This is a genomic window from Nocardioides sp. 31GB23, from assembly GCF_040012395.1.
Taxonomy (GTDB): domain Bacteria; phylum Actinomycetota; class Actinomycetes; order Propionibacteriales; family Nocardioidaceae; genus Nocardioides; species Nocardioides salarius.
Window position 1 is genome coordinate 1 of sequence record NZ_JBDYKJ010000057.1, and the last position, 25,023, is coordinate 25,023.

Here is a 25,023-nt window from a genome sequence, read left to right on the forward strand (position 1 = left end):
TGCTCAACCTCGGCGGCCACCGGCCCACCCTCCCCGGGCGCACATGACCCACGGAAGAGACAGGAGAGCCAGATTTGGGCCGGGTCAGGTGACGGGGAGGGCGACGTACGTCGTCTCCAGGTACTCCTCGATGCCCTCGAAGCCGCCCTCGCGGCCGAAGCCGGAGGCCTTGACGCCGCCGAAGGGTGCCGCGGGGTTGGAGATCAGGCCGGTGTTGACGCCGACCATGCCGAAGTCGAGCGCCTCGGCCATCCGGATCGTGCGGGACAGGTCGCGGGTGTAGACGTAGGAGGCCAGGCCGTACTCGGTGGCGTTGGCGGCCGCGACGGCCTCGTCCTCGGTCGTGAAGGTGGTGATCGGCGCGACCGGGCCGAAGATCTCCTCGGTGTTGATCGCCGACTCGGCGGGCACGTCGAGGAGCACGGTCGGCTGGTAGAACCACCCGGCGCCGTCGGGGCGTCCGCCGCCGGTGACCACCCGGGCCCCGTCGTGCACGGCGTCGGTGACCAGCCGGGCGACCGAGTCGACCGCGTCCTCGTCGATCAGCGGGCCGACGTCGACGCCCTCGTCCTGGCCGCGGCCCAGCGAGAGGGCGCCCATCCGGGCGGCGAGCTTCTCGGCGAACTCGGCGGCGACGTCCTGGTGCACCAGGAAGCGGTTGGCCGCGGTGCAGGCCTCGCCCATGTTGCGCATCTTGGCCACCATCGCGCCGTCGACCGCGGCGTCGAGGTCGGCGTCGGCGAAGACCAGGAACGGGGCGTTGCCGCCCAGCTCCATGCTCACCCGCTGCAGCTGGTCGGCCGACTGGCGCACCAGGGTGCGGCCCACGCCGGTCGAGCCGGTGAAGGAGACCTTGCGCAGCCGGTCGTCGCCCTGCAGCGCCTGGCTCATCTCCTTGGCGTGGGTGGAGGGCAGCACGTTGAGCACCCCGTCGGGCAGCCCCGCCTCGCCGAGGATGGCGGCCAGCGCCAGCATCGTGAGCGGCGTCTGGGCCGCCGGCTTGACCACCATCGTGCAGCCGGCGGCGACCGCCGGGCCGATCTTGCGGGTGCCCATCGCCAGCGGGAAGTTCCACGGGGTCACGAAGAAGCACGGCCCGACGGGCTTCTTGATCGTCAGCAGGCGGCTGCCGCCGGCCGGTGCCTGCATCCACCGGCCGTGGATGCGCACCGCCTCCTCGGAGTACCACCGGAAGAACTCGTTGCCGTAGCCGACCTCGCCCTTGGCCTCCTTGACGGTCTTGCCCATCTCGAGGCTCATCAGCATCGCCAGGTCGTCGGCCCGGTCGGCGATCATCTCGAAGGCGCGGCGCAGGATCTCGCCGCGCTCACGCGGCGGCGTCGCGGCCCAGGCGGGCTGGGCGGCCACCGCGGCGTCGAGCGCCTCGACGGCGTCGCCCACGGAGGCGTCGGCGACCCGGGTCAGCACCGAGCCGTCGGCCGGGTCGTGCACGGTGAAGGTGGCGCCGTCCTCGGCGTCGCGCCAGCGGCCCCCCACGAGGAGTCGGCGGTGCTCGTCGGGCAGCAGGGCGGCGAGGTCGGGGGTCAGGTCGGGACCGGTCATGGCGCGATCCTCGCACCACGACCGGCTCCACCCAACGCCCTTCACCCGTCCGGCGGGTCGTGGCATACTCGGACACGTCGACTTCGGAGGGAGCACTCAGAAGACGGCTGTGGACCCCTCGCCGACCCCATGCGGCGAGGGGTTCACCTCTTTCGCAGCATCGCCTCGACGAGCGGGCCCGCGGTGCGCGAGCCCGACTCGCCCACCTCGACGTACGCCGCGACCGCGAGGTCGCCCTGGGCGGCCACCATCCAGGCGTGGGTGAGCACCTCGCCGTCGCGCTCGAACTCGGCGGTGCCGGTCTTGGCCAGCACGGCCGGGCCGGGCAGGTCGGCCAGCCCGCGACCGCTGCCCGAGACCACCACCTCGCGCAGCATCGAGCGCAGCGCCTCGGCCTCGCCCCTCGTCAGCGGTGCGGCCCCCTCGGGCGGGTCGTCGGTGTAGCCCTCGACCAGCGTCGGCACCACGGTCGCGCCCTCCTGCACGCTGGCGACCACGGCCGCCATCGCCATGGGCGAGGCCAGCACCCGGCCCTGGCCGATCAGCGCGGCGGCGGCCTCGGTGTCGGTCTCGGGCTGGGGCACGCTGCCGAAGTACGCCGGGAAGCCGAGGTCGTGGTCGATGCCCAGGCCCAGCGTGGCGGCGGCGTCGTAGAGGTCGGTGCCGTCGATGCGCCCGCCCTCGGCGATCAGGGCGGTGTTGCACGAGCTCGCGATCGCCCGCCGCAGCGGGATCGGCCCCAGGTCGGCCGCGGGGTAGTCGGAGTAGTTGGTGAAGCGGCGCCCGTCGACGACGACGCCGGGGGTGCAGCGCACCGTCGATCCCGGGGTCAGCCCGGAGCGCAGCAGCGCCAGGCTGGTGACGATCTTGAAGGTGCTGCCCGGCGCCGCCTGGCCGAACGTCGCGACGTTCGTCGCCCCGACCCCGGGCCCGTTGGCGGCCGCCAGCACCTCACCGGTGCTGGGCCGCAGGGCGACCAGGGCGCTGGCGGGGCCGACGCCGGCCAGCAGCTGCTCGGCGGTGCGCTGCAGGTCGACGTCGAGGCTGAGCACCAGGTCGTCTCCGTCGGTGGCCGGCATCGCCACCAGCTCGCGCTCGCCCCCGCTGGCGCCGGGGGCGTCGTCGACGGCGCGCACCAGCATGCCCGGGCTGCCGCGCAGCTCCTCGTCGTAGCGCGCCTGCAGGCCCGAGAGGCCGGCCCGGTCACCCATGCGGTAGACGCCGGGCTGGTCGGCCATCATCTCGGCGGTCACCTCGCCGACGCTGCCCAGCAGCTCGGCGGCGAAGTCGCGGGTCGGGGCCAGGGGCTGCTCGTCGGCGATGGCGACCACGCCCGCGGTGGACTCGGCGGCCTGGGCCACCGGGCCCGGGACCTCGGCGGCCCGGTAGACGATCGCCTCGACGAAGGCCCGCTCCCCCGCCGCCTCGACCCGGTCGCGGTACGCCGCCACGTCGAGGTCGGCGAGCCCGGCCAGGCGCTCGGCGGCGCGCACCGCCTGCTTCGGCGAGACCGCCCCTCGGTCGACCCCGAGGCGCACGACCGGCCGCTCGGTCACGATCGGCTCGCCCCCGGCGCCGACGACGTCGCCCCGCGACGCGCCCAGGGTGGAGGCGTCGAGCACCTCGCCCTCGACCAGGCTGGGCTCGACCACGCCCGGCTGCCACACCGCGCGCCACTCGTCGTCGACCAGGCGCAGGCTGGTGGTCGACTCGTAGGACCACTCGCCCGCCGGCAGCGCCCAGGTCCAGCCCAGGTCGACCTCGGCGACGTCGCCGCTGCGGCTGACGTCGAGCACCTCGACCCGGGGCTCGACGCCGCCGAAGGCCGGCTCCAGGCCCGCGACCAGCCCGGCGTGGGCCTCGTCCGCGGCAGCGGCGGCCGGCTCGGCCAGCGGCACGGAGCCCGGCGCGCCCGCCGCGAGGGCGGCGGCGTACGCCTCGGCGGCCGGGCGCGGCTCGGGCCCGCTCAGCGTGTCGGCGACCTGGTCGCAGCCGGTGAGGCCCGCCGAGGCGAGCACCCCCGCACCGAGGAGGGCCAGGGTCCCGAGTCGTCGCATGCGACGTTCCTACCAGCACCCGCCCCCAGGACGGGTGCAGGCAGGATCAGGGCTTCTTGTGGCGCGGCTTCCTGCGGTCGAAGTCGCCCGCGGGCTTGTCGCCGCGCGGCGGGCGGGAGCCGCCGCCGCGGGGACCGTTGTCGGCGCGCAGCTCGATCAGCTTGCCCGAGATGCGCGTGTCGGCCAGTGCCGAGAACACCTCGGGGCCCAGGTCGGCCGGCAGCTCGACGAGCGAGAAGTCGGGCCGGATCTGGATCTTGCCGAAGTCGCTGCGCGAGAGGCCGCCCTCGTTGGCCAGCGCGCCCACGATCTGGCGCGGCTCGACCTTGTGGCGCTTGCCCACGTTGATGCGGTACGTCGCCAGGTTGGCGTCGCCGCCGCGGCGCGGGGCCCGCTCGGCGCGGGCCTGGCCGGAGCGCTCGTCGCGCCCGCTCGGCGCGGAGCGGCGCTCCTCGCGCTGGGCGCGGGCCCGGTCGGCCTCGGGGTCGATCAGCAGCGGGGTCTCGCCCTGCGAGAGCACCGCCAGGGCCGCGGCCACGTCGACCTCGGGCACGTCGTGCTCGCGCACGTAGTGGGCCACCACGTCGCGGAAGCGGTCGATGGTCGCGGTGTCGGCCAGCGCCTCGGTGATCTGGTCGTCGAAGCGCGCCAGCCGGGTGGTGTTGACGTCCTCGGCGGTCGGCAGCTGCATCTGGGTCAGCGGCTGCTTGGTGGCCTTCTCGATGTGCTTGAGCAGGTAGCGCTCGCGCGGGGTGATGAACGAGATCGCGTCACCGGTGCGACCCGCGCGGCCGGTGCGGCCGATGCGGTGCACGTAGGACTCGGTGTCGGTGGGGATGTCGTAGTTGACGACGTGGCTGATCCGCTCGACGTCGAGGCCGCGGGCGGCGACGTCGGTGGCGACCAGGATGTCGAGCTTGCCGGCCTTGAGCTGGTTGACGGTGCGCTCGCGCTGGGCCTGGGCGACGTCGCCGTTGATGGCGGCCGCGGAGTAGCCGCGGGCCCGCAGCTTCTCGGCCAGGGTCTCGGTCTCGTTCTTGGTGCGGACGAAGACGATCATCCCCTCGAAGTTCTCGACCTCGAGGATGCGCGTCAGCGCGTCGACCTTCTGCGGGTAGGAGACCGTGAGGTAGCGCTGGGTGATGTTGGCCGCGGTGGTCGCGCTGCGCTTGACCGTGATCTCGGCCGGGTCCGACAGGTACTTCTTGGACAGCCGGCGGATCTGCGCGGGCATGGTGGCCGAGAACAGCGCCACCTGCTTGTCGTCGGGGGTGTCGGCCAGGATCGTCTCGACGTCCTCGGCGAAGCCCATGTTGAGCATCTCGTCGGCCTCGTCGAGCACCAGGAAGCGCAGCTGCGACAGGTCGAGCGTGCCCTTCTCGAGGTGGTCCATGATCCGGCCGGGGGTGCCGACGACCACGTGGACGCCGCGGCGCAGCGCCGAGAGCTGCACACCGTAGGCCTGGCCGCCGTAGACGGGCAGCACGTGCACGCCGCGCATGCGGGCGGCGTACTTCTCGAACGCCTCGCAGACCTGCAGGGCGAGCTCGCGGGTGGGGGCGAGCACCAGCGCCTGCGGGCTCTTCTGCGAGATGTCGAGGTTGGAGAGGATCGGCAGCGCGAACGCGGCGGTCTTGCCGGTGCCGGTCTGCGCCAGGCCGACGACGTCGCGGCCCTCGAGGAGGGTCGGGATCGTCGCGGCCTGGATGGCCGAGGGGGTCTCGTAGCCCACGTCGGACAGTGCCTTGAGCACCGGCTCGGACAGACCGAGATCGACGAAGGTCGGAACCTGCTCGTCGACGGTCGTGGGGTCGGTGTCAGAGGAAGTCACTGCCATAAGGTAGTGCGTCTCGGCCGTCGGCCCCGATTCCTGCGCGCGGTGGCCTGGATCACGCCCCGCCGCCCGGGTCACCGCAGGGGTCACTCCACGGTGACCGACTTGGCCAGGTTGCGCGGCTTGTCGGCGTCGAGCCCCAGGTGCTTGGCGGCGTGGTAGGCCAGCACCTGCAGCGGGATGGTGAGCAGGATCGGGTCGATCTCGCGCTCGTTGCGCGGCACGTCGATGCGGTGCGTGCCGGGCGCCGCCGACAGGTCGCCCAGGTCGACGCCCTCGTGGGTGACCACGACCAGCGGGCCGCGACGCGCGGCGATCTCGTGCAGGGCCGCGACGTTGCGCTCGACCAGCTCGTCGTCGGGCACCAGCGCCACCGTCGGCACGTCCTCGCTGATCAGCGCGAGCGGGCCGTGCTTGAGCTCGGAGGTCTGGTACGCCTCGGCGTGGCGGTAGGTGATCTCCTTGAACTTCTGCGCGCCCTCGCGGGCCACGGGGAAGCCACGGACCCGGCCGATGAAGAAGAGGCTGTCGCTGGCGGCGAGCCGCTCGGCGACCTTCGCGAGCTCGTCGTCGCGGTCGAGGACCGACTGGATCTGCTCGGGCAGCTGCTGCAGGCCGGCGATGAGCCGCTTGCCGTCGGCGATCGACAGGTCGCGCACCCGGCCCAGCTGCAGGGCCAGCAGCGAGAAGGCCAGGAACATCGTGGTCAGCGCCTTGGTGCTGGCCACGGCCACCTCCGGGCCGGCGTGCAGGTAGATGCCGCCGTCGCACTCGCGGGCGATCGCGCTGCCCACGACGTTGACCAGGCCGACTACGCGCCCGCCCTTGCGGCGGATCTCCTGCACCGCGAGCAGGGTGTCGATGGTCTCGCCCGACTGGCTGACCGCCACGTAGAGCGTGTCGGGCTCGATGACCGGGTCGCGGTAGCGGAACTCGCTGGCCGCCTCGGCGTCGGCGGGGATGCGGGCCAGCTCCTCGATCATCGAGGCGCCCATCTGCCCGACGTAGTAGGCGGAGCCGCAGCCGAGGATCTTGACGCGCCGGATGGCCCGCAGCTCGCGGGCGTCGAGGTTGAGCCCGCCCAGGTGGGAGGTGCCGAAGCGCTCGTCGAGCCGGCCGCGCAGCACCCGCTCGGCGGCGCGGGGCTGCTCGAGCATCTCGGCGTGCATGAACGACTCGTGCTCGCCGATCTCGTACGCCGCCGGGTCGACGTCGACGCGGGCGGCGTCACGGTGGGTGCGGTGCAGCTGGGCGGTGTCGTGGCGGTAGGTGGTGAAGCCCTGCGCGGTCACCGTGGCCATCTCGCCGTCGTCGAGGTAGGCGACGGTGGTGGTGTAGCGCACCAGGGCGGCCAGGTCGCTGGCCACGTGCATCTCCTTGTCGCCGACGCCGACGATCAGCGGGCTGCCGTTGCGGGCTACCACGATGCGGTCGGGGAAGTCGGCGTGCACGACCGCCAGGCCGTAGGTGCCCTCGACGGCGCCCAGGGCGTCGGCGACCCGGCCCTCGAGGGTGTCGGCGCCCGAGCGGGCCACCAGGTGGGCCAGCACCTCGGTGTCGGTGTCGGAGGCCAGCTCGACGCCCTCGTCGGCGAGCATCGCCCGCAGCGAGGAGGCGTTGTCGAGGATGCCGTTGTGCACGACCGCGACGCGGCCCGCGACGTCGGTGTGCGGGTGCGCGTTGTGGTCGGTCGCCGGGCCGTGGGTGGCCCAGCGCGTGTGGCCGATGCCGACCTTGCCGCCGAAGCGGGCCGGCACCTCCTCGGCGAGGTCGCGCACCCGCCCCGAGCGCTTGGCCACGCGCAGCGCACCGCCGGTGCCGAGCACGGCCATCCCGGCCGAGTCGTAGCCGCGGTGCTCGAGGCGGCCGAGCCCCTCGAGCAGCAGCGGGGCTGCCTGCTGGGTGCCGATGTAGCCGACGATTCCGCACATGGTGGTGCCTCCTGGGTGGTCGTGCCGTGGTTCGTGCAGGGTGGACGTGCAGGGGTGGACGGCCTCAGCCGTAGACGATCCGGCGCAGCTGGCGCTCGGAGAGGGCGGGTGGTGCCACCACGCGCTCGGCCAGCTCGGCCGCGACGCGGGTGAAGATCTCGGGGTTGCGCAGCCCGCGCGCCTGCAGCGCGGCGTGGCGGCGGCGTACGTAGTCGTCGACGCCCTCGCGGTGGAAGGCGACGACGTCGCCGACGACGCGGCGCGCCTCGGCCTCGTCGAGGCCGGTGGTGGCGACGAGGTGCTGCACCAGCGGCGCCACCGGGTCGGGGGCGTCGGCCGCTCGTCGTGGGACCGTCACGAGCCACAATCTGCTGGATCGACCACCCGTCGCGCAACATCCTGCCCGAATTCGGGCAGGAACCGGGGGAGTCGACCATTCCTTCACCGTCGGTGGATCCGGTCACATCTGCCGTGGTACCTTAAGTGAACAGAAGGTGAACAGGAGGTGTCCGATGACGGACTCGCAGATGACCGGTGGCCCGACCCGCAGCTGGGTGATGGTGACCGACGCGGACGGACGTTCGCACCTGGAGTCGCGCTGGACGACGCCCGAGACCGCCTCGGCGGCCGCTGCCGCCCCGGCGACGCAGCCCGCCCAGGCCGCCTGAGGCGTCCCGCACCGCATCCAGCACACGACGAGCCGCGCCCCACCCGGGGCGCGGCTCGTCGTGCGTGCGAAAGATTTCTTCCGTCGCCGGGAATGGATCGACACACTCCCGCCTTGAGGTAGTTGAAGATTCACCCACCAACCTCAGGAGACCGCCATGGCCATCTTCCGCAAGAACACCACCACCGACACGACCAGCGCGACCAGCACCGCCCCGGCCGCCGGCTTCGACGCCCCCACCAGCGTCCTCGAGGACATCTCGGGCGACTACACCATCGACGCCAGCCACAGCCGCCTGGGCTTCAGCGCCCGGCACGCGATGGTCACCACCGTGCGCGGCCACTTCACCGACTGGTCGGGCACCGCCCACGTCGACACCGCCGACCCGGCCGCCTCCTCGGTCAGCCTCACCATCAAGGCCGCCTCGATCGACACCGGCAGCGCCGACCGCGACGGGCACCTCGTCTCGGCCGACTTCTTCGACGCCGAGACCCACCCCGACATCACGTTCGTCTCCACCTCCGTGGCCCGCGACGGCGCCGACTGGGCCATCACCGGCGACCTGACCATCAAGGGCACCGCCCGACCGGTCACCATCGAGTTCGAGCCCACCGGCTCGGCCCAGGACCCCTTCGGCAACGTGCGCATCGGCTTCGAGGGCGGCACCGCCATCAACCGCAAGGACTGGGGCCTGACCTGGAACGCCGCGCTCGAGACCGGTGGCGTGCTCGTCTCCGAGAAGATCAAGCTCGACTTCGACGTCTCCGCGATCCGCAACGCCTGAGCCCCCACGGGGAAAATCAGGTGCCGGGCCGGCCCGGCGGGCGCATCATCACCAGATGAGCACCCGCACCGCCGGCCCGGCCCTGCCGCCGGGGCTGCGCACCCGGCCCCTCGTCCTCGCCGACGCCGAGGCCGTCACCGCCCTGGTGCGCGCCGAGGAGACCGTCGACCTCGGGGCGCCCGAGGTCGACGTCGAGGACATCCGCTCCGACTGGCTGCGGCCCAGCTACGACATCGCCACCAGCACCATCGGGGTCGAGGACCCCGAGGGACGCCTGGTCGGGTACGTCGACCACGCCGGTGACGACGTCGCCTACGCCGCGGTCGACCCCGCCCACCAGGGCCGCGGCATCGGCACCTGGCTCGCGGCCTGGGTCCAGCAGCGGGCCCGCGAGCGCGGCGCCACCCGCATCGGCAGCCAGGTGCCGCAGAGCAGCGCTGCCGACCGGCTGATGGCCGACCTCGGCTACCGCGAGCGCTGGACGGCCTGGGACCTCGAGCTGCCCGACGACGTACGCCTTCCCGACGCGCCGCTGCCGGCCGGGCACACCCTGCGCGACGCCACCGCCGCCGACCACGAGGCGGCCTGGACGCTGCTCGAGGACTGCTTCCTCGAGTGGGCGCAGCGGCCCCGCCAGCCGTTGGCCGACTTCGGCGCCCGCATCTGGGGCCGGGAGGGCCACCAGCCCTGGAACCTGCGCCTGCTCCACGACGGCGCGGGCGAGCTGGTCGGCGCCACGCACGTGCACCTGTCCGGCGCGGGCGGCTACGTCGCCAAGGTCGGCGTACGCCGCGAGCGACGGGGGCAGGGCCTGGCCGCGGCCATGCTGGTCGACGCCTTCGCGCTGGCCCGTCGGCACGGCGCGACCCGCTGCTACCTGTCCACCGACTCGCGCACCGGCGCGCTCGGGCTCTACGAGCACGTCGGCATGGTGGTCTCCTCGACCTGGGTGAACCGCGCGATCGACCTCTGAGCCCCGCCCGCCAGGGTCTGGGAGGCTGTCTCGGTGAGCAGCCCGGCGAGCACCGCGGACCCCGACCTGCGCGGGGCCGGTCTCCAGCGCTCGTTGGTGGCGCTGATCCAGGTGCTCGGCCTGGCGGTGTGGTTCTCGGCCACCGCGATCGCGCCGACGCTGCGCGGCGAGTGGGGCCTGGGCGACACCTCGGTGGTGTGGCTGACCGGGGCCGTGCAGATCGGCTTCGTCGTGGGCGCGCTGACCTCGAGCGTGCTCAACCTGCCCGACCGGATGCCGCCGCAGCGGCTGGTGGCGCTGTGCGCCTTCGGCGCGGCGGGCTCGACCGCCCTGCTGGCCGCGGCCGCCGACGGGCTGTGGCTCGCGCTGCCGCTGCGCTTCCTGACCGGGGCGTTCCTGGCCGGGGTCTACCCGGTCGGGATGAAGCTGATGGCGTCGTGGTCGCTGCCGGTCGACCGCGGCCGCGCCTTCGGCGTGCTGGTCGGGTCGCTGACCCTGGGCTCGGCGCTGCCGCACCTGATCAGCGCCTCGGGCCCGCTGCCGTGGCGCGCGGTGATGCTGACGGCCTCGGCGCTCACCCTCGGCGCCGGCGTCGTGGCGCTCACGGTGCTGCGTCCCGGCCCGCTGCTGGCCCCCGGTCAGCGCCCGCGGGCCCGGCACGCGCTGGCGGGGCTGCGCACCCGGGCCCCCCTGCTGGCCAACCTGGGCTACTTCGGGCACATGTGGGAGCTCTACGCCCTCTGGACCTGGCTGCCGGCCTTCCTGGTGCACCAGCCCGCGTGGGCGCTCTCGGGCGCCGGCGTGAGCGCCCTGACCTTCCTGACCGTCGGGGTCGCCGGGCTGGTGGGCGCACTGCTGGGCGGGTGGGGCGCCGACCGCTACGGCCGCTCGCCCGCCGCCGTGGCCGCGATGGCCACCAGCGCGGGCTGCTGCCTGCTGGCCCCGCTGCTGTGGTCGAGCAGCCCCGCGCTGCTGGTGGTCTTCCTGCTGGTGTGGGGCGCGTCGGTGATCGCCGACTCCGGCGTCTTCTCCACGGCGCTGAGCGAGAGCGCCGACCAGCGCTACGTCGGCACCGCGCTGAGCGTGCAGACCGCGATCGGCTTCACGCTCTCGGTGGTGACCATCCAGCTGCTGCCGCTGCTCGCCGACGCCGTCGGGTGGCGGTGGGCGTTCTGGCTGCTGGCCCCCGGGCCCGCGCTGGGTGCGCTGGCGATGCTGCAGCTGGGCCGCCTGGGCCGGGTGACCGGGCGGGGGCGGGTCAGGGCACCTCGACGGTCGTGACCACCGAGGTCACCGACGCCCGGCGCGGGGTCGAGGAGAAGCCGAAGTCGGGCGCCGGGTGCACGTCGGCGAGGGCCCCGAGGTCCCGGCCCTCGAGGCGCCCGGTCATCGCGGTGACGGCGTGGTGGTCGGTGGCGCCGTACCACTCGCGCCGGCCGTGGCCGGCCGAGCCGCGCGTGCGCACGCCCCTCATCACCACGCGGGCGACCGGGTCGACGGCCGCGCAGAAGGCCGGCGCCGCCGCCACCGCGTCGGGCACCAGCGCCAGCAGCCGGCCCAGAGGCGTGCGCCCGCCGACCGCCAGGTCGAGGTCGAGCGACACGGAGCGCACCGACCAGGCCCCGGGCGGCCCGGTCGTCCCGAACGCCTCGACCCGCACCTCGTCGAAGGTGTACGTCGACGCGATGAAGTCGGCGACCCGCTCGGTCGGGGCCAGCAGGAGCCGGTGGCCCGAGGGCAGCGCCACCATCGCGTCGGAGAACGGGCCCCAGGGGGTGCGGTCCCAGCGCCCGACCACCACCCGCACACCCGAGGCCGACCCGACGCCGGCGATCCGGCCGTGGAAGCGACGGCGCCGCGCTGCGGGGGCCACCGGGGTCACCGGATCGGCGCGCCCGAGATCACCCGCGCGATGACCAGGCGCTGGATCTCGGAGGTGCCCTCGAAGATCGTGTAGATCTTGGCGTCGCGCGCCATCCGCTCCACGGGGTACTCGCGGGTGAAGCCGTTGCCGCCGAGGATCTGCATCGCCTGGCCGGTCACCGCCACCGCGGTCTCCCCGGCCACCAGCTTCGACATCGAGCCCTCGGCGGCGTCGAAGGAGCGGCGCGAGGCGGCCATCCACGCGGCGCGCCACACCAGCAGCCGGGCGGCGTCGATGCGCGAGCGCATGTCGGCGAGCGCGAAGGCGATGGCCTGGTTCTCGATGATCGGGCGGCCGAACTGCTCGCGGGTGCGCGCGTAGTCGAGCGCCACCTCGTAGGCCGCCCGCGCGATGCCCACGGCCTGCGCCCCGACCGCGGGCCGGGTGCGCTCGAAGGTGGCCATGCTGGCGTTGCCCTGCGCGGCGCGGGAGCCGTCGCGGGCCCGGCCCAGCCGCTCGTCGAGCCGCTCCTTGCCGCCCAGCAGGCAGCGCCCCGGCACCCGCACCGCGTCGAGCACGACCTCGGCGGTGTGGGAGGCGCGGATGCCGTGCTTGGCGAACTTCTGGCCCTGGCTCAGGCCCTTGGTGCCCGGGGGCACCACGAAGCTCGCCTGCCCGCGGGCCCGGAGGTCGGGGTCGACGACCGCGGTGACGACGTGCACGTTCGCGAGGCCACCGTTGGTGGCCCAGGTCTTGGTGCCGTTGAGCACCCACTCGTCGCTCGCCTCGTCGTACGTCGCCCGCGTGCGCATCGCGCCGACGTCGCTGCCGGCGTCGGGCTCGGAGGAGCAGAAGGCGGCCAGCCGCAGGTCGCCCGGCTCGCCGAACATCTGCGGCACCCACTCGACCACCTGCTCGTCGGTGCCGCCCGCGCGCACCCCGGCCGCGGCCAGGGCGGTGCCCACGATGGAGAGGCCGATGCCGGCGTCGCCCCAGAAGATCTCCTCCATCGCCACCGGGATGCCCAGGCCCGAGCGGTCCATCGACTGGGTGGCGAAGAAGTCCACCGAGTAGAGCCCGATGCGAGCCGCCTCCTCGAGCACGGGCCAGGGGAACTCCTCGCGCTCGTCCCACTCGTGGGCGGCGGGGCGGATCACCTCGGCGGCGAAGTCGTGCAGCCACGAGCGCAGCTCGAGGTGGTCGGGACCGAGGTCGAAGTAGGGGGTCGCGGCATCGCTCACGTGGCGAGGGTAGAGCGCGGCGCGCTAGTTGTGGCCCAACCGGTCGAAGGCGCGGGTGGCGGCGTCGACGATGTCGTCGGGCCCGGCGTCGATGGAGCCCTCGAGCCAGGCCGAGACCAGCTTCTCCACCCCGCCGATGAACATCAGGCCGGCGAGCTCGCCGTCGCGGCCCTGCAGCGCGTCGGTGCCGTAGAGCGCGGCGGCCTCGGAGGCGGCGTACGCACCGAAGCCGCGCAGCATCGCGCTGCGCGGGCCGCTGAGGGTCGGGCGGGCGGCCGCGCGCAGGATCGCCACCCGGCCCTTGCGCGGGTCGTCGGTGATGACGTGCACGAAGGCGGTGACGGCGGCGCGCACCCGCTCGGCCGGGCCGCCCTCGGTGCCGGTGATGGCCTCGTCGACCACGGTGCGGATCTCGTCGGTGATCTCGCCGAGCAGGGCCAGGAGGGCCTCGTCGAGGTTGGCGAACTGCTCGTAGAAGTAGCGCTCGGTCAGGCCGGCCTCGTTGCAGATGCGGGTCATCGTCACCGGGGGGCCGTCGACGCGGGCCCAGACCTCGAGGGCGGCGGCCACGAGCTGCTCGCGGCGCGCGGCGACGCGTTCCTGGGCACTCTGCCCGCGGTAGCGACCCGCCTTGACGGCCATGGGGGCATGGTGCCACGAGCCGGCGCCGGCTCTCGTCACCCGCCCGGCTGCCCGAGCAGAATATTGACAGGACGTCCTGCCTGAATCAGGATCGGCCCGTGCCCTCCTCTCCTCGTCACCCCGACCTGCCCACCGTCCGCGACCGGGTCGTCGTCGTCACCGGCGCCGCGCGCGGCATCGGCCGCGCCACCGCCGCCCGCTTCGCCGAGGCCGGCGCCCGCGTGCTCGTCGGCGACCTCGACACCGAGGCGGCCCGGGAGGCCGCGCTGGCGATCGGCGCGGCCGTCGGCGACCCCGGCCGCGTGCGGGCCGTCCACGTCGACGTCACCGACCGGGCGTCGTACGCCGCCCTGGTCGCCGAGGCCGAGGCCTGGGGCCCGGTCGAGGTGCTGGTCAACAACGCCGGGATCATGCCGCTGGGCCCGCTGCTCGAGCAGGGCGAGGCCAGCATCGACACCACGATCGCGGTCAACCTGCGCGCCGTCGTGACCGGCACCCGCCTGGTGGCGCCCGGCATGGTCGAGCGCGGCCGCGGCCACGTCGTCAACGTCGCCTCGGCGGTCGGCCGGGTCGGGCTGGCGGGGGGCGCGGTCTACTCGGCGTCCAAGTTCGGGGTGGTCGGCTTCTCGGAGGCCGCGCGGGGCGAGCTGGCCCCGCACGGCGTGCACGTCTCGTGCGTGCTGCCGACGGTGGTGGCCACCGAGCTCGCCGCCGGCGTGCACGCCACGCGGGGGATGCGCCCCTGCACCCCCGAGGAGGTCGCCGACACGGTGCTCGACGTGGTGCGCCGGCCCCGCTTCGAGACCTGGGTGCCCGGCTACGCCAAGGCGCTGTTCCACACCTCCAACGCGCTGCCCCGCCGCGCCCGCGACCTGCTGAGCCACGCCCTGGGCGCCGACGCCACCCTGACCCACGTCGACACCGGCGCCCGGGCCGACTACGAGCGCCGCGCCGGTCGCTGACCCGGCCCGGATCTCGCACCGACCCGGCCCGGACTTCGCACCGAGTCGGCCCGAACCGACCTCCTGCAGCCGGCAACCTCCGTACCCTGGGCTCGTGGCCTCCTCCCGCTCCCGGTGCGTGGCGCTCCTGGTCGCGGCCGGGCTCGCGCTGACCGGCCTCCCGACCCAGGCCACGGCCGACGCGCCGGCCGTGGCCGAGCGCGACCCGCGCCGCACCCAGGGGCTCTTCGTCGACCCGTTGATGCCGGCCGCCCAGCAGGGCCCGGCGTACGCCGGCATCGCCAAGCGGGCCCAGGCGCTGTGGCTCTCCAACGAGTACTACCCCCGCGACCAGGTCGCCGACGTGGTGCGCGCCTACACCTCGCGCGCCGCGCAGGCCGGCAAGACGCCGATGCTCGTGGTCTACGCCATCCCCGACCGCGACTGCGGCCTGCACTCCTCGGGCGGCCTTCCCGGCGGCGACGCCTACAAGGACTGGGTCGCCCAGGTGGCGGCCGGCATCCGGGGCAGCAAGCCGCTCGTGGTCGTCGAGCCCGACGCCATCGGCTTCTACGGCCACGACGAGTGCGCCAACGGCCGCCAGCGCCTCAAGCTGCTGCGCGCCGCCGTGCGCCGGCTCGACAACGCGGGCGCCTGGGTCTACCTCGACGCCGCGCACTCCGGCTGGACCCCGTACGCCGACCGCGCACGGCTGCTGCGCAGGGCCGGGGTCGGCCTGGGTCGGGGAATCAGCACCAACGTGGCCAACTACCGGCGCCTGGGCAAGGAGAAGGCCTACGCCGAGACCCTACTGCGGGAGCTGCGCCGCGACGGCGTCAAGGGCCTGCGCTACGTGGTGGACACCTCGCGCAACGGGGCCCGCAAGCCGGTCGACGGCGACGTGACCAACCCGACCTGGGCCCGCCTGGGCAAGGCACCGCGGCTGCGGTTCGACGGTCGTTTCGACGGCACCCTGTGGGTCAAGCACCCGGGCGAGTCGGACGGTCCGGTCAACGGCGGGCCCTCCTCGGGCCAGTGGTGCGACCTGCTGGCCGACCGGCTGCTGGGCCGCGCCGACCCGGGCCCCGGCTGCTGAGGCTCACCAGCCCCAGGAGCCCGGGATCCCCTTGAAGGGGCCGACCACGCGGCTGGTGATCCAGCCGCCGTAGAAGCCGCCCTCCTGGGCGGTCACCAGCTCGCCGTCGACCCGGCAGGCGTCCACGCCCAGCGGGGTCACCGCGACCGCGTCGGCCAGTGCCGCGAAGGCCGGTGTCGGGGTCGGGTAGGTCCACGCGGCCCGCTCGGCGACGATCGGGCGGCCGTCGGGTCCCGGGCCGCCGACCAGGTCGAAGTAGGCCGCCCGCCCCTTCCACTCGCACGCCGAGGAGCCCTCCGTCGGGCGCAGCGCACCGTCGACGAAGGCCTCGCGCGGCAGGTAGTAGGTGGGCGGGTGGCTGGTCTCCAGCACCCGCCACGACCGCGTGGTGCGCGCCACCACGACGCCGCCCAGCTCGACCTCGACGCTCTCGGAGGACTCGTCCAGGGCCGGGGGGCGCGGGTAGTCCCACACCGACTCCTGGCCGGGGCCGGGCTTCTCCGGTCGGGGGCGCACGCGGCCCGTCAGTGCTCGGCCCCGGGGCGCAGGTGCATCAGGTCGAGCGCGGTGGTGAGGTCCTCGGCGCTCTCGTAGGCCTCGGGGGCGTGGTCGATGAGCACGCCGGCCCAGGTGGGCTCGTCGGTCAGCACGTCGCTGCCGAAGTACTCCTCGATGGCCTCCGCGGCCTGCCGTGTGTCGAGCGTCATGCAGACATCGTGCCAGGCCAGAAGGGGTGAGGGGAGTCGTGGCCGCGATCCTTCACCCAGGTCCCCACCCTTGGGGATGGAGGGTGCCCCTCGGCGACCCGGTAGGCATGACGGGTGACCCACTCCAGCAGCGCGCCCACCGAGTACCTCGCCCCGCACGTCCTGGTGCTCTTCGGCGCCACCGGCGACCTGGCCGCCCGCAAGCTCTTCCCGGGCCTCTACCGGCTGGCCGCCCAGGGCCGCCTGCCCGAGCAGTACGCCGTCATCGGCAGCGGGCGGCACTCCCCCGGCAGCGACGACGACTTCCGCCAGCAGGTGCGCGAGGCGCTGCAGGAGGGGGTCGACGACCTCGACGACGACGTGGCGGGCGCCCTGCTCGAGCGGGTCTCCTTCTGCACCTCCGACGCCGACGACGGCGCCGACCTGGCCGCGGCCGTGCGCGAGGCCGAGGAGCGCCTGGGCGGTGACGACACGAGCCGGGTCCGCCGGCTCGTCTACCTGTCGGTGCCGCCGGCGGTGATGACCTCGATGATCGCGATGCTCGGCCGGGAGGGCCTGCACGAGCGGGCCCGCCTGGTGGTCGAGAAGCCCTTCGGTCTCGACCTCGACTCCGCCCGCGAGCTCGACGCGGCGCTCAAGGACGTCGTCGAGGAGGAGCAGGTCTTCCGCATCGACCACTTCCTGGGCAAGGAGGCGGCCCAGAACATCCTCGCGCTGCGCTTCGCCAACGGTCTCTTCGAACCGGCGTGGAACCGCCACCACATCGAGTCGGTGCAGATCGACGTGCCCGAGGACCTGGGGCTCGAGGGCCGCGGCAGCTTCTACGAGTCCACCGGCGCGCTGCGCGACATGATCTCGACCCACCTGGCCCAGCTGCTGGGCCTGGTGGCCCTCGAGGAGGCCCGCCGCTTCGACGCCGACGAGCTGCGCGACGCGAAGTCGGCCGTCTTCGCCGCGATGCGGCCCCTCGACCCCGCGCGGGTGGTGCTGGGCCAGTTCGAGGGCTACCGCGACGACGAGGACGTCGCCGACGACTCCGACGTGGAGACGTTCGTGGCGCTGGAGGCGTGGATCGACAACGACCGCTGGCGCGACGTGCCGTTCTACCTGCGCACCGGCAAGGCGCTGGCCCAGGGCCGGCGCACGATCACGCTGCGCTTCCGCACCCCGCACACCGAGATCTTCAACGGCTCGGTGGCCTGCAACGAGCTGGTGCTCGAGCTGACCGACGACCCGCGGGTGCACGTCGACCTGCAGGCCAAGAAGCCCGGGCCCGACATGGACCTGGTCAAGGCCACGATGAGCCTGGACTTCGCCGACGACGTCGACGAGGGCGACCCGCTGGAGGCCTACGAGCGGCTGCTGCTCGACGTGCTGCGCGACGACCGCACCCTGTTCACCCGCTCCGACGAGGTCGAGCGGATCTGGGAGGTCGCCCAACCGGTGCTCGACGCCGCCCCCGAGGTGCACCCCTACGCCCAGGGCTCGTGGGGCCCGCAGGCCGCCCTCGACCTGCCCAGCGGCGGTTGGTACCTCGGCCGCTGAGCGCCGCGACCGGGCGGCTCAGCGGGCGTTCTCGCGCAGCGTGGCGCCGCGGGCGCCGCGCACGGTGAGCACCGCGCTGGCCACCGCGACCGCGCCGAAGAGCGCCGCGGTCACCAGCGCCAGCAGCGCCAGGCGCGCCGGGTCGACGCCGGCGACGAGCGCGGGGGTCGACAGCGTCTCGGCGTAGCCCAGCGTCACCGTGCGCAGCACGACGTACTGCGCCAGCGCGCCGGCCAGCAGCCCCGCCACGGCGGTGCTGCCGAGCACCACGCACAGCTCGAGGAGCACCGCCCGCACCACCTCGCGCCGCGAGACCCCGACCACCCGCAGCGAGGCGGCGTCGCTGCGGCGCGACGGCAGCTGGACCGCGGTGCTGACCCCCAGCGCGGCCACCGCCATCACCAGCACCAGCACGGCCACCACGGCGTAGAGCCGCAGGGTCAGGGCGTAGGCCTCTCCGTCGAGCCCGTCGAGCCCGTCGCGCACCTCGGCGTAGGTGCGGTCGCGGGCCAGGCCGGCGGCGCGCAGCTCGTCGGCGACCGCCTCGGGGGTGTCGGCGCGGGCGAGCACCACCACCTCGGAGGAGTCCTGGTCGTAGACCTCGCGGTCGATGCTGACCATCTCGTAGTCGATCAGCAGCCCGCGCGGGCCCAGCAGCGGCACGCTGGCGGCCTCCACGACCGGGTCGACCGGGAAGCTCAGCGGCGAGCTGGTCGAGAAGGCGTTGGGGTCGGGCTCGGTGCGGGCGTCGACGCCCTTGACGACCGGCAGGGCCGCGGGCAGGTCGCCCGCGGTGAGCTGGAGGATGGCGGGCTCGTCGGCGGCGGCCTCGATGCGCAGCACGCCGCCCTCGTCGCTGAGCCGGGTGACCGCCTCGGGTGCGGAGGCGTCGGGCGAGACGCCCCAGCCGGCGCCGCTGACGGCGCCCTCGACCGGCTCGCCGTCGACGAGCACGTCGCGGACCTCGATGGTGCCCGCGACCGTGGTCCGCAGCGCCGCGGGCCCGCCGACGGTCAGGCCCTCGAGGCGGCAGCCGTCGCGGCAGGCACCGACCCGGGTCTCGGTGGTGCCGGTGCCCGGTGCCACCGGGAGGAACGCGAAGCGGACCTCGCCCTCGGCGGTGACCAGCCGCAGCCGCAGCACCAGGTCGTCGCCCGAGCGGGCCCGGTTGTCGACCTCGACCCCGATCCGTGCTCCCTCCAGCACCGGTACGACGCCGCGGGGGCGCAGCCGGTCGGCGATCTCGCCGGTGGAGATGCCCGGCGTCCACTGCTCCGACCACTGCGCCACCCGCTCGAGCCGGGAGGTGTCGGCGACGGTGAAGACCGGGCCGGTGCTCGACAGGGTGCCGGCGGCCATCAGCCACCGCCCCTCGGGGTCGGCGGAGCGGGTCAGCGCCACCGTGCGGTCGAGCGAGAGGTCGGAGGCCCAGACGACCGCCGCGGGCGCCCGGGTGGCGGCCACGCTGGCGCGCCACTGCGCGGCGGAGTCGTAGACGCCGGCCCCGAAGACGCAGATGGCGATCGCGGCCGTGACCGGCAGGATCACCAGGGTGCCCTCGCGGCGCCGGCTCAGGGCGCGGGAGGCCACGAAGGTCGACAGCGAGGTGTCGCGCGGCCCGCGCCGGGTCCACCAGCCGGCGAGCGCGGCGGTGCCCCGGGCGCCGGCCAGGCCGGCGACCACCGCCAGCAGCACCGGCAGCACCAGGTCGGTGACGTCGGGCTCGCCCGGGCCGGTGCTCGACAGCTTGCTCAGCAGCACCACCAGGGCCGCGGCCACCAGCGCGAGCTGGGCCAGCACCGCTCCCCGGCGCGCCCGCACCGGGCGGCGTACGCCGCTGAGCTGGGCGGCGAGGTCGACGCGCAGCACCAGCCCGACCGCGACGACCGCGACCAGGGCGGCCCCGAGCCCGACGCCGAGACCGGCCAGGGCCGAGGTCCACGGCAGCGGCACCGGCAGCCCCGGCACCAGCCACGCCTCGACCAGCAGCCACGAGACCCCGAGGCCGAGCCCGGCGCCCGCGGGCACCGCGACGCCCAGCAGCACCAGCGGCTCGGAGAGCCCCAGCGACCACATGCGGCGGCGCGGCAGCCCGCGCAGCGAGGCCAGCGCCAGCTCGGGCAGCCGCAGGTCGGCGGCCGCGGTGAGCAGGCGCAGCAGCAGCGCGAGCGCGACCAGCACCAGCGAGAGCACGGCGGGCGCCACGGAGCTGCGCGCGGTCTCCTGCTGGGCGCGGACCTCGGCGGCGACCCCGTCGATGTCGTTGATCGAGCGGGTCTCGAAGGTGCCCTGCGCGACGTCGAGGTCGAGCGCGCCGAGGTCGTCCTGGGCGGCGGCGACCGCGCGGACCTCGTCGAGCCCGTCGAGGTCGAGGTCGGCGGGCGGCTCGAGGCGACGGTCGACCAGCACCTCGAACCCGACGCCCGACAACCGGTCGAAGGTGTCGGCGCCGGTGAGCAGCGGCGCCGGCCGGTAGGGCTGGTTGCTCGGCGCGGGCGTGGGGGTGCGGGAGGAGAAGCGCGACAGGTCGAACCACCAGTCGGCCTCCTCCGGGCCCGGCACCCGGTAGAGGCCGACCACCTCGAGGGTGCCGGCCCCCTCGACGTCGAAGCTGGAGCCGACCGAGAAGTCGGTGAGCCCGGCGTCGCCGGCGAGCATCAGCACCTCGCGCGGCCCCGCCGGACAGCGGCCCTCGACCTCGAGGTGCTCGCAGTAGCCGTCCTTGGTGGCCAGCCGCACCAGCCCGCCCAGGCCCGGCGTCTCGTCGGTGCGCACGAAGGTCTGGGGGGCGACGTAGGCCCCGCCCGCGCCGGCGCCGGCCTGCTCGGCGAGCGCGACGGCGTCGGCGGCGGCCTCGACCGGGCCGGTGCCCGGCGCGGGGGCGTGGACCCAGCTGAGCCCGGTGAGCGCGTTGGGCGCGTCGGCCAGGCGGGTCACCAGGTAGGAGTTGGTCACCGCGACCTGGAAGACCGGGCCGAGCACGGCCGAGCCGACGGCCAGCGCGACCAGCAGCACCGAGCCGACCGAGAGCAGCAACCGGGCGCGCAGGCCCCGCACGACCGTGGCCACCAGGGTCCTCATCGCGCCGCCTCCTCGCGCAGGACGGCCGGGCGCGAGCGCTCCGCGGAGGGTCGCCGGCCGCGACCGACCACCAGGGCCACCACCGCGGCCACGACGAGGCCCAGCAGGAGCACCGGCAACGGGTCGAGGGAGGTGCGCAGCGCGACGGCGTGGTCGGGCACCTCGACCAGGGCCAGGTCGCCGAGCAGCCACAGCACGCCGGCGGCGGTGCCGAGCAGGGCGGCGCCCACCGAGACGACGACCAGGCCGGCGGCCTCGAGCCGGACGGCGCCGCGGACCCGGCGCACGTCGAGGCCCACGACGCGCAGGGCGGCGACGTCGCGCAGCCAGGCCGGCCGCTCGCGGGCCACGGCGGTGCCGAGGACCAGCAGCGCGACGAGCAGCCCGAAGCCGGCGACCAGCAGGTAGACGCGGGCCTGCGCGGCCCCGGTGTCGTCGCTGAGCCCGGCGCGCACCTGCTCGAGGGTCCGCAGCTCGCCCCCGGTCTCGTCGAGCACCTCGTCGAGCACCGCCGGCGGGGTGTCGGCGCGAGCCAGCAGCGCCACCTCGGCGACCGGCACGGTCGGTGGCGAGCCGACGAGTGCGCGCGGCAGGTCGGCCAGCACCCCGTCGGCCTGCACCAGCGGCAGCGCCGGCACCCGGGCCACGACCTGCGCGGGCAGGTCGAGCCCGCCGGGCGAGTCGAGCACCGGCTCGCCGTCCCAGGTGGCGCTGCGGGTGGCCAGCACCGGCACGGCGGCGGAGCCGGGGTCGGGCACGGCGACCAGCGGGGTCGACGAGGTCACCGCGAGCAGGCCGCCCGCGACCGGCACGGGACCGCCGATGCGGTCGCCGCGGGTCTCCTGCGCCGGCGACCAGCCGCGCTCGAGCAGGTCCTGGTCGCCGAGGACCAGCGAGTCGAGGGTCCAGGGCAGCTGGCTGTCGTCGGCCCGGCGCTGCAGGGTCACCGCCACCGGCTCGCACCCCTCGGCGCAGCCCACCTCGGCCGAGGCGGTGGCGGGCGCGCCGTCGAGACCGACCTCGAGCAGCAGCCGCACCTGGCGCGTGCCGCCGGCGGCGTCGCGCAGGGTGAGCAGGACCTCCGGGCGCACCCTCCCCTCGAGCCGGCGGCTCACGCCGCTGACGGTGGCCACCACGTCGGTGCCCTCGACCGGCCCGGTGCTGCCGGCCACCGCGTCGTCGACCAGCTCGTCGACCACCGTGGCCAGCCCCGCGGCGGACGTGTCGTCGTGGAAGCCGCCCAGCACCCGCTCGTGGCGCGAGAGGTCCAGGAAGGCCCGGCGGGCGGGCACGCTGCCCTCGCCGGGCACCAGCACCGCCGCCATCAGCCAGCGGCCGTCGGGGTCGAGGCGACGGGTCAGCTCGAGCGCGGGCTCGGCGTCGGTCTCGAGGTCGATGCGCAGCGGGGCGCCGGCCACCAGCCGGGCGCTGCGCTCGGTCCACTGCTCCACCTGGATCGCGGCGGTGAGCGCGACGCCTGCCACGACGGCCGCGGCCACCAGCACCTGCACCGCGCCCCCGGCGCCGGCCACACCGGCGACCCGGTCGAGGCGGCGGGCGGCCAGGAAGCCGGCCAGCCCGCCGCGCGGGCCCCGGTGGCGCACCCACCGCCGGGCCAGCAGCCGCAGCAGCCACAGCGCGGCGGCGCCGACGGCCAGCCCGATCAGGGCCGGCCCGGCCAGCACGACGAGGTCCGGCCCGCCCGCGTCGTCGGCCGGGGTCACCGAGCTGCGGTAGACCGCGACCGCCGCACCGACGACGACCAGCACCTGGGCGAAGGCGGAGGCGAGCGTCGTACGCCGCGGCCTGGCGACCGACGCGACCTGGTCGGCCAGCGGCTCGCGCAGGGCCGCCCCCATGCCCACCAGCAGCGCGACGAGCCCGGCCAGCACCACCAGGACCGCGGCCGCCAGGGCGTCCGTGCCCACGAGGGCGGCGGGGTCGGTGAGCCAGGCGGAGGCGCTGAGGTGGGCGACCAGCAGCCCCAGGCCGCCGCCCAGCAGCCCGCCCAGGACCAGCACCAGCAGCGGCTCGAGCGCCAGCAGCACGTAGAGCTCGCCGCCCTCGAGGCCGCGCAGCCGGGCCAGCGCGATCTCGCCCCGCCGGGCCGCGGCCAGCTCGCGTCCGGTGGTGGGCAGCGCCACGAGCGCCAGCAGCAGCAGCGGCACCGCCAGCGCGCCGGAGGTGCCGGCGGCCTCGGAGAAGCCCAGCACCGCCACCACGCCGGCGACCACGACGGTGGTCAGCGCCAGCAGCGGCGCCAGGGTGCCGCGGCGCGACCAGGCCCCGCGCAGGGTCCGGGCCAGGTCGCGGGTCAGGGCGCGGGTCACCGGCCGGCCGGCGGGCGCCGGAAGGCGGAGTGGTCGACCGGGGCCGGGTGCTGCTCGGGCCGGCGCTGCTCGGGCTCGCGCTGCTCCGGCTGGTGCGGCTCCGGTGCGGCCTGGGGTCCGGGCTGGGGTGCGGGCTCGGGTGCCGGGTCGGGATGGCCGGGCAGGTGCACCGGCTCGGTGTGGTCGACCAGCCGGCCGTCGTCGAGGGCGTGGTGGGCGTCGCAGGCGTCGACGACCGCGGGGTCGTGGGTGGCCACGACCACCACCGCGCCGCGCTCGGCCTCGCGCCGCAGCTCGGCCAGCACCAGGGCGCGGTTGCCCTCGTCGAGCTCGCTGGTGGGCTCGTCGGCGAGCAGCACCCCGGCGCCCACGCACAGCCCGCGGGCCAGCGCCACGCGCTGCATCTGCCCGCCCGAGAGCTCCTCGACCTGGCGGTCGGCGAGGTCGGCGATGTGGAAGCGGGCCAGCGCCGCGACCGCCTGCTCGTCGGCCGCGGCCGGCTCGACGCCGCGGGCGCGCAGCGCCACGGAGACGTTCTCGCGCGCCGACAGGATCGGCACCAGGCCGTAGACCTGCAGCACGAAGGCCACCTCGGGGCGCGGGTCGCCGGTGCCGCGCCAGGTGGGCGCGCCGTCGTACGTCGCCTCGCCGGCGGTGGGCTCGAGCAGCCCGCCGACGATCGAGAGCAGGGTGGTCTTGCCCGACCCGCTGGGGCCCGACAGGGCGGTCATCTCCCCGGCGCGCAGCACCAGGTCGATGTCGGCCAGCAGCGGTCGGTCGACCTCGTAGCGCACCCCGCGCACGTGCACGTCGCTCACGGCCGGCCCCCCTGCTCCTCGGGCGGGCGCGAGACGACCAGGCGCTCGTCGTCGTCATGGGTCTCGGGCTCGATGCGCACCAGCGTGCCCTGCGGCCACTGCTCGGCCAGGTGGGTGGGCAGGTGCACGACGCCCTCGGCGCCGATCACGACGTACTCCGCGCCGTCGCGGCCCTCGAGGCCCACGCGTCCGCCCTTCATGGTCACCGTGCGCGGGAAGGTGGCCGCGACCTCGGGCTGGTGGGTGACCACCACGATCGTGGTGCCGAGCTCGTCGCCGAGCTCGTGGACCAGGCCGATCACGGCGTCGCGGTCGTCGTGGGAGAGCTGGCTGGTCGGCTCGTCGGCGAGCAGCAGCTGCGGCGAGGTGGAGACCGCGCAGGCCAGGGCCAGTCGCTGGCGCTGGCCGCCCGACATCGTGGAGACGACCTGGTCGGCGACGCCCGCGAGGCCCACCCGGGCCAGCAGGTCGGTCTCGGGGACGGCCTGCCGGCGCTCGGCCCCGCTGAGCGCGAGCCGGGCGAAGGCGATGTTCTGGCGGGCGGTGGCGTAGGCGAGCAGGTTGCGGGTGGCGCCCTGCAGCATGGTGCTGACCCGGCGCGAGCGCAGCCGGGCCAGCTGCGGCTCGGGCAGCCGCGAGATCTCGTGCTCGCCGAGGAAGATCCGTCCGGCGCTCGGCTTCTGGATGCCGCCGAGCAGGGTCAGCAGCGTCGACTTGCCCGAGCCCGACGGGCCCAGGAAGGCGACCCGCTCGCCGGGGCGGATCGCGAGGTCGACGCCCTGCAGCGCCACGACGTCGTGGCCCTCGAAGGTGCGGTAGAGGTGCACCACGCCGGAGCACCGCACCCCGATGCCGCCGGGGTGGTCCAGCTCGCCGATGTCGACCCCCGGCTCGAGCACTGCCACGTCTGCGCCTCCCTTGTCCGCGGCACAGCAGACCCCACCGGTCA

21 protein-coding genes are annotated in these 25,023 nt (G+C 75.3%); 7 read left to right on the forward strand and 14 right to left on the reverse strand.

The window, feature by feature from the left end; all coding sequences use genetic code 11:
- Positions 1–84 precede the first annotated feature (84 nt).
- The 5 genes from ABKW28_RS16770 to ABKW28_RS16790 all read right to left on the reverse strand — a co-directional run bounded on the left by ABKW28_RS16770 (position 85) and on the right by ABKW28_RS16790 (position 7,743).
- The gene (locus ABKW28_RS16770) at positions 85–1,563 is read right to left on the reverse strand and encodes an NAD-dependent succinate-semialdehyde dehydrogenase (protein ID WP_193669453.1); all 1,479 of its coding nucleotides are present in this window, start codon (positions 1,561–1,563) and stop codon (positions 85–87) included.
- 143 nt (positions 1,564–1,706) lie between these two features.
- On the reverse strand, positions 1,707–3,620 hold the full coding sequence (locus ABKW28_RS16775; RefSeq protein ID WP_348611650.1) for a penicillin-binding transpeptidase domain-containing protein: 1,914 nt from the start codon (positions 3,618–3,620) through the stop codon (positions 1,707–1,709).
- Between the two features lie 46 nt (positions 3,621–3,666).
- Complete coding sequence (locus ABKW28_RS16780; protein WP_348611653.1) at positions 3,667–5,451, reverse strand: DEAD/DEAH box helicase; 1,785 nt, start codon at positions 5,449–5,451, stop codon at positions 3,667–3,669.
- 89 nt (positions 5,452–5,540) lie between these two features.
- On the reverse strand, positions 5,541–7,385 hold the full coding sequence (glmS, locus tag ABKW28_RS16785) for a glutamine--fructose-6-phosphate transaminase (isomerizing) (protein WP_193669450.1): 1,845 nt from the start codon (positions 7,383–7,385) through the stop codon (positions 5,541–5,543).
- Positions 7,386–7,449: 64 nt separating this feature from the next.
- Positions 7,450–7,743, reverse strand: a complete 294-nt coding sequence (locus ABKW28_RS16790; RefSeq protein ID WP_348611656.1) for a hypothetical protein — start codon at positions 7,741–7,743, stop codon at positions 7,450–7,452.
- Positions 7,744–7,897: 154 nt separating this feature from the next.
- On the opposite strand from ABKW28_RS16790, the gene ABKW28_RS16795 reads away from it, so the two are divergent.
- From ABKW28_RS16795 to ABKW28_RS16810, 4 genes are all read left to right on the forward strand, one after another.
- Entirely contained in the window at positions 7,898–8,053 is a 156-nt protein-coding gene (locus tag ABKW28_RS16795) for a hypothetical protein (RefSeq protein ID WP_348611659.1), read from the forward strand.
- A 156-nt stretch (positions 8,054–8,209) separates the two neighbouring features.
- Complete coding sequence (locus ABKW28_RS16800; protein WP_348611662.1) at positions 8,210–8,836, forward strand: YceI family protein; 627 nt, start codon at positions 8,210–8,212, stop codon at positions 8,834–8,836.
- A gap of 55 nt (positions 8,837–8,891) precedes the next feature.
- The gene (locus tag ABKW28_RS16805; protein ID WP_348611665.1) at positions 8,892–9,809 is read left to right on the forward strand and encodes a GNAT family N-acetyltransferase; all 918 of its coding nucleotides are present in this window, start codon (positions 8,892–8,894) and stop codon (positions 9,807–9,809) included.
- Positions 9,810–9,842: 33 nt separating this feature from the next.
- Positions 9,843–11,090, forward strand: coding sequence for an MFS transporter (locus ABKW28_RS16810; RefSeq protein WP_348611668.1), 1,248 nt, complete (start codon positions 9,843–9,845; stop codon positions 11,088–11,090).
- Here the strand turns inward: ABKW28_RS16810 and ABKW28_RS16815 are convergent.
- The 3 genes from ABKW28_RS16815 to ABKW28_RS16825 are packed head-to-tail and all read right to left on the reverse strand — an operon-like array spanning position 11,068 to position 13,556.
- Positions 11,068–11,682 (reverse strand): hypothetical protein, encoded by a 615-nt coding sequence (locus ABKW28_RS16815; protein ID WP_348611671.1) that lies wholly within the window; start codon positions 11,680–11,682, stop codon positions 11,068–11,070. The genes ABKW28_RS16810 and ABKW28_RS16815 overlap by 23 nt on opposite strands.
- 5 nt (positions 11,683–11,687) lie before the next feature.
- Complete coding sequence (locus ABKW28_RS16820; protein ID WP_348611674.1) at positions 11,688–12,914, reverse strand: acyl-CoA dehydrogenase family protein; 1,227 nt, start codon at positions 12,912–12,914, stop codon at positions 11,688–11,690.
- A 24-nt stretch (positions 12,915–12,938) separates the two neighbouring features.
- Positions 12,939–13,556 carry a TetR/AcrR family transcriptional regulator gene (locus ABKW28_RS16825; protein ID WP_193669444.1) on the reverse strand — a complete coding sequence of 206 codons (618 nt, stop codon included), beginning with the start codon at positions 13,554–13,556 and terminating at the stop codon, positions 12,939–12,941.
- 98 nt (positions 13,557–13,654) lie between these two features.
- Between ABKW28_RS16825 and ABKW28_RS16830 the strand changes: the two genes are divergently transcribed.
- Both ABKW28_RS16830 and ABKW28_RS16835 read left to right on the forward strand, forming a co-directional pair.
- The gene (locus ABKW28_RS16830; RefSeq protein WP_348611677.1) at positions 13,655–14,518 is read left to right on the forward strand and encodes an SDR family oxidoreductase; all 864 of its coding nucleotides are present in this window, start codon (positions 13,655–13,657) and stop codon (positions 14,516–14,518) included.
- A 94-nt stretch (positions 14,519–14,612) separates the two neighbouring features.
- Positions 14,613–15,593, forward strand: a complete 981-nt coding sequence (locus ABKW28_RS16835) for a glycoside hydrolase family 6 protein (protein ID WP_348611680.1) — start codon at positions 14,613–14,615, stop codon at positions 15,591–15,593.
- Positions 15,594–15,596: 3 nt separating this feature from the next.
- On the opposite strand, the gene ABKW28_RS16840 is transcribed toward ABKW28_RS16835, so the two are convergent.
- Together ABKW28_RS16840 and ABKW28_RS16845 are read right to left on the reverse strand one after the other, a co-directional pair.
- Complete coding sequence (locus tag ABKW28_RS16840) at positions 15,597–16,109, reverse strand: DUF427 domain-containing protein (protein WP_348611683.1); 513 nt, start codon at positions 16,107–16,109, stop codon at positions 15,597–15,599.
- An 8-nt stretch (positions 16,110–16,117) separates the two neighbouring features.
- Entirely contained in the window at positions 16,118–16,300 is a 183-nt protein-coding gene (locus ABKW28_RS16845) for a hypothetical protein (protein ID WP_193669441.1), read from the reverse strand.
- Positions 16,301–16,414: 114 nt separating this feature from the next.
- Here ABKW28_RS16845 and zwf point away from each other — a divergent pair, with 114 nt between their 5' ends.
- Positions 16,415–17,845, forward strand: coding sequence for a glucose-6-phosphate dehydrogenase (zwf, locus tag ABKW28_RS16850; RefSeq protein ID WP_348611686.1), 1,431 nt, complete (start codon positions 16,415–16,417; stop codon positions 17,843–17,845).
- 18 nt (positions 17,846–17,863) lie between these two features.
- On the opposite strand, the gene ABKW28_RS16855 is transcribed toward zwf, so the two are convergent.
- The 4 genes from ABKW28_RS16855 to ABKW28_RS16870 are packed head-to-tail and all read right to left on the reverse strand — an operon-like array spanning position 17,864 to position 24,979.
- Complete coding sequence (locus ABKW28_RS16855; RefSeq protein WP_348611689.1) at positions 17,864–20,926, reverse strand: FtsX-like permease family protein; 3,063 nt, start codon at positions 20,924–20,926, stop codon at positions 17,864–17,866.
- Entirely contained in the window at positions 20,923–23,256 is a 2,334-nt protein-coding gene (locus ABKW28_RS16860) for an FtsX-like permease family protein (RefSeq protein WP_348611692.1), read from the reverse strand. The genes ABKW28_RS16855 and ABKW28_RS16860 overlap by 4 nt, the downstream gene beginning before the upstream one ends.
- Positions 23,253–24,074: an ATP-binding cassette domain-containing protein gene (locus ABKW28_RS16865; protein WP_348611700.1), complete on the reverse strand. Its 822-nt coding sequence runs from the start codon at positions 24,072–24,074 to the stop codon at positions 23,253–23,255. Before ABKW28_RS16865 ends, ABKW28_RS16860 begins: the two co-directional genes overlap by 4 nt.
- Complete coding sequence (locus ABKW28_RS16870; RefSeq protein WP_348611703.1) at positions 24,071–24,979, reverse strand: ATP-binding cassette domain-containing protein; 909 nt, start codon at positions 24,977–24,979, stop codon at positions 24,071–24,073. The genes ABKW28_RS16865 and ABKW28_RS16870 overlap by 4 nt, the downstream gene beginning before the upstream one ends.
- Between the last annotated feature and the right edge of the window lie 44 nt (positions 24,980–25,023).

Bases quoted from the DNA above. Each gene is read 5' to 3' on its own strand.
- ABKW28_RS16770 (WP_193669453.1), bottom strand. From the start codon at position 1,563: ATGACCGGTCCCGACCTGACCCCCGACCTCGCCGCCCTGCTGCCCGAC.
- ABKW28_RS16775 (WP_348611650.1), bottom strand. From the start codon at position 3,620: ATGCGACGACTCGGGACCCTGGCCCTCCTCGGTGCGGGGGTGCTCGCC.
- glmS (WP_193669450.1), bottom strand. From the start codon at position 7,385: ATGTGCGGAATCGTCGGCTACATCGGCACCCAGCAGGCAGCCCCGCTG.
- ABKW28_RS16795 (WP_348611659.1), top strand. From the start codon at position 7,898: ATGACGGACTCGCAGATGACCGGTGGCCCGACCCGCAGCTGGGTGATG.
- ABKW28_RS16800 (WP_348611662.1), top strand. From the start codon at position 8,210: ATGGCCATCTTCCGCAAGAACACCACCACCGACACGACCAGCGCGACC.
- ABKW28_RS16805 (WP_348611665.1), top strand. From the start codon at position 8,892: ATGAGCACCCGCACCGCCGGCCCGGCCCTGCCGCCGGGGCTGCGCACC.
- ABKW28_RS16825 (WP_193669444.1), bottom strand. From the start codon at position 13,556: ATGGCCGTCAAGGCGGGTCGCTACCGCGGGCAGAGTGCCCAGGAACGC.
- ABKW28_RS16845 (WP_193669441.1), bottom strand. From the start codon at position 16,300: ATGACGCTCGACACACGGCAGGCCGCGGAGGCCATCGAGGAGTACTTC.
- ABKW28_RS16855 (WP_348611689.1), bottom strand. From the start codon at position 20,926: ATGAGGACCCTGGTGGCCACGGTCGTGCGGGGCCTGCGCGCCCGGTTG.